This window comes from Caulobacter sp., assembly GCF_017744445.1.
GTDB lineage: Bacteria > Pseudomonadota > Alphaproteobacteria > Caulobacterales > Caulobacteraceae > Caulobacter.
This window is the reverse complement of record NZ_JAGIBH010000141.1, coordinates 1-538: the sequence shown is the minus strand read 5'-3', so window position 1 is coordinate 538 and position 538 is coordinate 1. Positions and strand designations below refer to the sequence as shown.

The 538-nt window shown below is 71.6% G+C and carries 1 protein-coding gene; it reads right to left on the bottom strand.

What is annotated here, in order from left to right:
• On the bottom strand, positions 1-538 hold a 538-nt coding region (locus J7528_RS24100), incomplete at both ends, for a UbiD family decarboxylase domain-containing protein (RefSeq protein ID WP_291879913.1).

Genomic DNA, 538 nt, shown 5'->3' with positions numbered 1-538 from the left:
GGCCCATATAGCTGCCGTGGTAGATCGCGCCGCCGCGCAGGCGCATCCGCTCCACGGTCAGCACCGGGAAGGTGCCCTGCGCGTTGTAGTAGCCGGTGTGGTCGCCGAACGGGCCTTCCAGCGCGGTTTCGCCGGGATGGATGAAGCCCTCCAGCAGGATTTCCGCGCCGGCCGGCGCATCCAGTCCGGTCAGCTCGCTGCGCCAGACCCGGCTGCGTGAGCCGCGCAGCAGGCCGGCGAATTCGTATTCGGACAGGGTGTCCGGCACCGGCGCCACCGCCGCCAGCAGCGTGGCCGGATCGGCGCCGATCGCCACCAGCACCGGAAAGGGCTTGTCCGGCCAGGCGTGCTGCCAGGAGGCGTAGTCCTGCGCGCCGCCGCGATGCGGCAGCCAGCGCATGATCACCCGGTTGCGGCCGATCAGCTGCTGGCGGTAGATCGCCACGTTCTGCCGCGGCTGGTGCACGCCGCGGGTCACGACCAGGCCGAAGGTGATCAGGCGGCCGGCATCCTCCGGCCAGCAGCGCTGGATCGGCAG